This window comes from Streptomyces sp. NRRL B-24085, from assembly GCF_001282115.1.
Taxonomy (GTDB): Bacteria; Actinomycetota; Actinomycetes; order Streptomycetales; family Streptomycetaceae; genus Streptomyces.
Window position 1 is genome coordinate 1 of the sequence record NZ_LJBR01000411.1, and the last position, 6,902, is coordinate 6,902.

The window sequence follows — 6,902 nt, forward strand, 5'->3', positions numbered from 1 at the left end:
GGTCTGGCCGGGAGCACCGGGGCCGGTGGGGGCGGACCACTGGCCGGCCGCCGGCTGCTCCTTGGACCACTTCGAGCCGGCGTCCTGCGCGTTGTCCTCCGGCTGCTGCGCGGGCTTCGCGGCGTCGGGCCGGGCGGCGGGCTCGGCGGGACCGGACGCGCCGGGCTCGTGCCCGTCGGACGGGGCGGATCCGGGCGAGGCCCAGCCCGGAGTGTCGTTCATCGTCGCTCCTTCACGGTGCCCGTCCGCGGTCGCGGCGGCAGGTTGGCAGCCATCGTGCCATGGGGTGGTCGGCGGGGGACCAGCCGCGGTATGGCCTGCACACCTTCAATACTCCGGCGGACAAGGGGCAGACTGATCGCATGGCTGATCAGTACGTGCAATCCGGCGAGGACAGCAAGCCCACCGAGATCCCGGCGATCCGCTGGGAGGAGCCACCCGAAGGCCCCGTGCTGGTGCTTCTCGACCAGACGAGGCTGCCGGCCGAAGAGGTCGAACTGGTCTGTACGGACGCGTCCGCGCTGGTGGAGGCGATCCGTTCGCTCGCCGTGCGGGGGGCGCCCTTGCTCGGCATCGCGGGGGCGTACGGGGTCGCGCTCGCCGCCGCGCGCGGGTTCGACGTGGAGGAGGCGGCGACCGCGCTGGCGGGTGCCCGTCCGACCGCGGTGAACCTCGCTGTCGGGGTGCGCAGAGCCGAGGCCGCCCACCGGGCCGAGCTCGGCAGGAGCGGTGACGAGGAGCTGGCGGCCGGGGCGGCGCTGGCCGCTGCGCGCAAGCTGCACCAGGAGGACGCGGCGGCCAGCGCGGCGATGGCCGAGCGGGGGCTGGCACTGCTGGACGAGCTGCTGCCGGGCGGCGGGCACCGGATCCTGACGCACTGCAACACCGGTTCGCTGGTGTCGGGCGGTGAGGGGACCGCGTTCGCGGTGGCGCTCGCCGCTCATCGCGCGGGGCGGCTGCGGCGGCTGTGGGTGGACGAGACACGTCCGCTGCTCCAGGGCGCCCGGCTGACGGCGTACGAGGCGGCGCGCAGCGGGATGGCGTACACCCTGCTGACCGACAACGCGGCGGGTTCGCTGTTCGCGGCCGGGGAGGTGGACGCGGTGCTGATCGGGGCCGACCGGATCGCGGCCGACGGCTCGGTGGCGAACAAGGTGGGGAGCTATCCGCTGGCGGTGCTCGCGCGGTACCACCATGTGCCGTTCATCGTGGTGGCGCCGGTGACCACGGTCGATCCGGACACCCCGGACGGGGCGTCGATCGAGGTGGAGCAGCGGGCCGGGCACGAGGTCACCGAGATCGTGGCCCCCCAGGTGCCGGTGGCGGGGGCCGAGGCGGGCGGCGGGATTCCGGTGGCGCCGCTGGGGACGCAGGCCTACAACCCGGCCTTCGACGTGACGCCGCCGGAGCTGGTGACGGCGATCGTCACGGAGGAGGGCGTGGTGTCGCCGGTGACGGCCGAGGCGCTTGCCGAGGTGTGTGCGAGGGCCCGGGAGGTGACGATGAGCTGATGCGGATGCGGTAACCACGCATTCCGTCCCGTGTCGCGGCATGTCCACGGCGGCGGTCGAGGCAGACAGTGATCGTCCGGTACGACTAAGGTCACTGGTCGGTGAGCTGTCTCACCACTGCCTTCACCACTGTTATGAGAATGGGATGATGTCGTTTATGAAGGGACGAGTCCTTGTCGTCGACGACGACACCGCACTTGCCGAGATGCTGGGCATTGTGCTGCGTGGTGAAGGTTTTGAGCCGTCTTTCGTAGCCGACGGCGACAAGGCGCTGGCCGCGTTCCGTGAGGCCAAGCCGGATCTGGTGCTGCTGGACCTGATGCTGCCCGGGCGGGACGGCATCGAGGTGTGCCGTCTCATCAGGGCGGAGTCCGGCGTGCCGATCGTGATGCTGACGGCCAAGAGCGACACGGTGGATGTCGTCGTGGGCCTGGAGTCCGGCGCCGACGACTACATCGTGAAGCCGTTCAAGCCGAAGGAGCTCGTGGCCCGGATCCGGGCGCGGCTTCGCAGGTCGGAGGAGCCGGCCCCCGAGCAGCTCGCCATCGGTGACCTGGTCATCGACGTGGCAGGGCACTCCGTGAAGCGGGACGGGCAGTCGATCGCGCTGACGCCGCTGGAGTTCGACCTGCTGGTCGCGCTCGCGCGCAAGCCCTGGCAGGTGTTCACACGCGAGGTGCTGCTCGAACAGGTGTGGGGTTACCGGCACGCCGCCGACACCCGGCTCGTCAACGTGCATGTGCAGCGGCTGCGTTCCAAGGTCGAGAAGGACCCGGAGCGGCCGGAGATCGTGGTGACCGTCCGTGGTGTGGGTTACAAGGCAGGGCCAAGCTGACATGTCCGGAGACAGCGCCGCTTCGTCGCCCGGGCGGACCGGGGTGACCGCGGGGCGGCCTGTCGGGCGGAAGAGGGCCGGCTCCCGCTGGGGGCGGTTCTTCGAGGGAGGACTGCTCCAGGGCGGCGTCCAGGGCAGCCCGGTCCTGCGGCTCTTCACGCGCTGGGTGCGCCGGCCGCTGCTGCCGGTGATGCGGTTGTGGCGGCGCAACATCCAGCTCAAGGTCGTCGTCACCACCCTGCTGATGTCGCTCGGCGTGGTCCTGCTGCTGGGCTTCGTCGTCATCGGGCAGGTGCGCAACGGCCTCCTCGACGCCAAGGTGAAGGCCTCACAGAGCCAGGCCACCGGCGGGTTCGCGGTGGCCAGGCAGAAGGCGGAGGAGGCCGACGCCGGGACCGACGACACCGCTCCGGCCGACGGCCGGTCCGACCAGTTCGTCATCGAGTGGATGAGCAACCTCGTCTACTCGCTCTCCAGCGGCGGTCAGGGCGCCTTCGACGTGGTGAGCCTGCCCGTGGGCGGCGACAGCGGGAGCGGGCGCGGGCCGCGCGCCTCCGGTGACGTCGACCCGACGGCCAGCGTTCCCGAGGCGCTGCGCGAGAAGGTCGACGACAGCACGGCGGCCGCGCAGAGCTACACCCGCATCATCTACGACACCGACCTGGAGTCCCAGCCCGCCCTGGTCATCGGCAAGCAGGTCAACGACCCCAACGGCGACCCGTACCAGCTCTACTACCTCTTCCCGCTCACCCAGGAGGAGAAGTCGCTCAGCCTGGTCAAGGGCACCCTGGCGACCGCCGGGCTCTTCGTCGTCGTACTGCTCGGAGCCATCGCCTGGCTCGTGGTGCGGCAGGTCGTCACGCCGGTGCGGATGGCGGCCGGGATCGCCGAGCGGCTGTCCGCCGGGCGGCTCCAGGAGCGGATGAAGGTCACCGGCGAGGACGACATCGCGCGGCTCGGCGAGGCCTTCAACAAGATGGCGCAGAACCTTCAGCTCAAGATCCAGCAGTTGGAGGACCTGTCGCGGATGCAGCGGCGGTTCGTGTCGGACGTGTCGCACGAGCTGCGGACGCCGCTGACGACCGTGCGGATGGCCGCCGACGTCATCCATGACGCGCGTGAGGACTTCGATCCGATGACCGCGCGGTCGGCCGAACTGCTCGCCGACCAGCTCGACCGGTTCGAGACGCTGCTCGCGGACCTGCTGGAGATCAGCCGGTTCGACGCCGGGGCGGCGGCACTGGAGGCCGAGCCGATAGACCTCAGGGAGGTCGTGCGCCGGGTCGTCAGCGGGGCCGAGCCGCTCGCCGAGCGCAAGGGCACGACCGTCCGGATCGTGGGCGACCAGCAGCCCGTCGTCGCCGAGGCCGACGCCCGGCGGGTGGAGCGGGTGCTGCGCAATCTCGTCGTCAACGCCGTGGAGCACGGCGAGGGCAAGGACGTCGTCGTCAAGCTGGCCTCCGCGGGCGGGGCGGTCGCCATCGCCGTACGCGACTACGGGGTCGGGCTCAAGCCCGGCGAGGCCACGCGCGTGTTCAGCCGCTTCTGGCGGGCCGACCCGGCACGCGCGCGTACCACCGGCGGTACGGGGCTCGGGCTGTCCATCGCCCTGGAGGACGCTCGGCTGCACGGGGGCTGGCTCCAGGCGTGGGGTGAGCCGGGCGGCGGCTCGCAGTTCCGGCTGACGCTGCCCAGGACGGCCGACGAGCCGCTGCGGGGCTCGCCGATACCGCTGGAGCCCAAGGACTCCCGGCGCAACCGTGGACTCGACGACGCCGGCCTGCCGCGCGGGGGCGGCGACAAGGCGGCCACCGTGCCGGTCCGGCCCAAGGACGACCAGGTGACCAGCCGGGACCCGATAGCGCCCCGGACGAACCCGGTGACCCCCACGGCCGATCCGACGGCGCTGCCCGGCAACGGCGCGCGTGTGGTGCCCCGGCCGGCGCCGAGCGCGCGACGGCCGGAGACCGCGGCCGACGGGGACGGGGCGTCCGGCGGTGGGACCGCCGACCGCGCGGACGCCGGGTCGCAGGAGTCGTACGAACAGCAGGAGTCGTACAACCAGCAGGAGTCGTACGAACAGCAGGGGGAGGCTTTCCGTGGACGCTGACCGCGACGCGGGCGGCCGGCGCACGCCGGGACGCGCGGCGGTGTACGTCGCCTGTGGTGTCGTACTGCTGGCGGGGTGCGCCTCGATGCCGGACAGCGGGGATCTGCGCGGGGTGGACTCGACGCCGCGGCAGGACACGCAGGTGCGGGTCTTCGCGATGCCGCCGCAGGAGGACGCCGAGCCCACGGACATCGTGCAGGGCTTTCTCGAGGCGCTGACCAGTGACGATCCCAACTACGAGACGGCCCGCAAGTACCTGACCGCGGGCGCGGCGAAGCAGTGGCAGCCGGGGCTGTCCACCACGGTGCTCGACGACGGGCCCGGTGCCGACGTGGTGCCGCCCGTGGACCGGGAGCAGAGCGACGACAAGTCGTTCACGCTGGTCGGCACCAAGGTGGCCGTGGTGGACGCACAGCAGTCGTACACGCCGGCCTCGGGCGAGTACCGGGAGACCGTGCACCTCGTGCACGACAAGAAGACCAAGCAGTGGCGGATCGACAGCCCGCCGCGCGGTGTCGTCATGGGGAAGTCGGACTTCCAGCGCAACTACGTGTCCGTCAACAAGTACTACTTCGCTTCGAACACCAGGTCGGCGTCGGCTCCGCAGACTGTGGCGGTCGCCGACCCCGTGTACGTACGCGAGCGCGTGGACCCCATGACGCAGTTGGTGCGGTCCCTGCTCAGCGGGCCGACGAGCTGGCTCGACCCCGTCGTCAGGACGAGCTTCCCCACCGGTACGGCACTCAGGAGCGGTGTCTCGGCGCTGGCTCCCGACGACCGGAGCACGCTGACGGTGCCGCTCAACAGCAAGGCCGAGCGCGTCGGTGCGGACCAGTGCAAGGCGATGGCGGCCCAACTGCTGTTCACCCTCCAGAACCTCACCCCTGCCGTGGACGACGTCGAGCTCCAGGCGGGCGGCAAGCACTTGTGCTCGGCCACGGAGAGCGAGGCCGACGGGGACGCCACGCGCGGCTCGGTCGAGAGCCCCGAGTACCTGTACTTCGTCAACGGCGAGCACCGGCTGGTGCGGGTCTCGGCCGAGGCGGACGGCAGCGGTACGAAGGCCCAGCCGGTGCCGGTACCCGGGGCGCTGGGCGAGGGCGACAAGGCTCTGCGGTCGGTTGCCGTCTCGCGTGACGAGCACACGGCGGCCGGTGTCGGCATCGACGGCAAGGCGCTGTACGTCGGGTCGCTGGTGTCGGGCGGGTCGCTCGGGGAGCCGGTGCTGGTCAGCACCGGCAAGAATGAGACGGACCGGCTGACCACGCCGAGCTGGGACACCGAGGGTGACCTGTGGGTGGCCGACCGGAATCCCGCCGATCCGCGGCTGCTGCTGTTCAAGGAGGGTGCGGGCGAGCCGCTGGACGTGGCGACTCCCGGCCTGGACGGGCGCATCAAGGACCTGCGGGTGGCCGCCGACGGGGTGCGGATCGCGCTCGTCGTGGAGAAGGGCGGCAAGCAGTCGCTGTTCATCGGGCGGATCGAGCGGGAGGGCAGGACCGGGGACCCGCAGAGCGTCTCGGTACGGGAACTGCGCTCCACGACACCGGATCTTGAAGAGGTCACGACCATGTCGTGGGCCGGCGACAGCAGGCTCGTGGTGGTCGGGCGCGAGCAGGGCGGTGTGCAGCAGACGCGGTACGTCCAGGTCGACGGCTCCACTCCGGAGGGTCCGCCGCCGGCCGCGCTCACGGGCGTGAAGGAGATCGCGGCGTCCGAGAACGACGAGATGCCCTTGGTGGCCTACTCGGAGGACGGGATCGTACGGCTGCCGTCCGGGGCGCAGTGGCAGAAGGTGGACGCGGACGGGACGGCGCCGGTTTACCCGGGGTGAGGGGGGCTGTGTTGCTGCCGTAGGGGGCGCGCCTTCGGGATGCGGGGTGTGTGACTGAGGCGGCGGGGGTGTGCCTCCGCGCCGTTGGGTCCGTCGTGTTGGGAGCGGCTGTTTTTGCCGGGGGTGACTCTGGTGAGAGCGGCCGCTTTTGTTTGGCGGGGGTGGGGGATTCGTGGCGCTGATTGGTGGGCCGTGGTCGACCGGCCATTTAGTTGTATAGGGCCGGGATTTGCCGTGGGAACTGCTGTTCGTTTCGGGGGTCGGGTTTCTACGGGCGGTTATCCACAGCGGTTATCCACAGGGGTGGTCGGTCGGCTTCCGCGTTGGCACAGTGATGGGCATGCGGGGGTGGTGGCAGGACCTCACCGATCTGATGCTGCCGGCCGAGTGCGGAGGCTGCGGGAAGCCTCGCACGGTGCTCTGTACGGAGTGCCGTGCCTCCCTGGACGGGGCCGCGCCGAGCCGGGTGCGACCGGTGCCGGAGCCGCCCGGCCTGCCGGTCGTCCATGCGGCGGCTCGGTATGCGGACTCGGTACGGGCGGTGTTGCTGGCGCACAAGGAGAGGGGGGTGCTGGGGCTTGCGGGGCCGCTTGGTACGGCGTTGGCGGGGGC

General features: G+C 71.5%; 5 protein-coding genes and 1 pseudogene. 5 read left to right on the forward strand and 1 reads right to left on the reverse strand.

Translation table 11 applies throughout. The features are described from left to right. A pseudogene (locus AOJ26_RS34950) lies at window positions 1-222 on the reverse strand (hypothetical protein); the annotation flags it as partial. A gap of 140 nt (window positions 223-362) precedes the next feature. On the opposite strand from AOJ26_RS34950, the gene mtnA reads away from it, so the two are divergent. The 5 genes from mtnA to AOJ26_RS44690 all read left to right on the forward strand — a co-directional run. Beyond that, window positions 363-1,511: an S-methyl-5-thioribose-1-phosphate isomerase gene (mtnA, locus tag AOJ26_RS34955; protein WP_053852382.1), complete on the forward strand. Its 1,149-nt coding sequence runs from the start codon at window positions 363-365 to the stop codon at window positions 1,509-1,511. Between the two features lie 145 nt (window positions 1,512-1,656). After that, the gene (gene mtrA / locus AOJ26_RS34960) at window positions 1,657-2,346 is read left to right on the forward strand and encodes a two-component system response regulator MtrA (protein WP_187283109.1); all 690 of its coding nucleotides are present in this window, start codon (window positions 1,657-1,659) and stop codon (window positions 2,344-2,346) included. A gap of 1 nt (window position 2,347) precedes the next feature. Then, a complete protein-coding gene (gene mtrB / locus AOJ26_RS34965) occupies window positions 2,348-4,456 on the forward strand; it encodes an MtrAB system histidine kinase MtrB (RefSeq protein WP_234358750.1) in 2,109 nt (702 codons plus the stop codon). After that, the gene (locus AOJ26_RS34970) at window positions 4,446-6,290 is read left to right on the forward strand and encodes an LpqB family beta-propeller domain-containing protein (RefSeq protein ID WP_053852384.1); all 1,845 of its coding nucleotides are present in this window, start codon (window positions 4,446-4,448) and stop codon (window positions 6,288-6,290) included. Before mtrB ends, AOJ26_RS34970 begins: the two co-directional genes overlap by 11 nt. Window positions 6,291-6,630: 340 nt before the next feature. Beyond that, window positions 6,631-6,902, forward strand: a 272-nt coding sequence (locus tag AOJ26_RS44690) for a ComF family protein (RefSeq protein WP_373413218.1), incomplete at its 3' end; no start/stop codon positions are given.

Bases quoted from the DNA above. Each gene is read 5' to 3' on its own strand.
- mtnA (WP_053852382.1), top strand. From the start codon at position 363: ATGGCTGATCAGTACGTGCAATCCGGCGAGGACAGCAAGCCCACCGAG.
- mtrB (WP_234358750.1), top strand. From the start codon at position 2,348: ATGTCCGGAGACAGCGCCGCTTCGTCGCCCGGGCGGACCGGGGTGACC.
- mtrA (WP_187283109.1), top strand. From the start codon at position 1,657: ATGATGTCGTTTATGAAGGGACGAGTCCTTGTCGTCGACGACGACACC.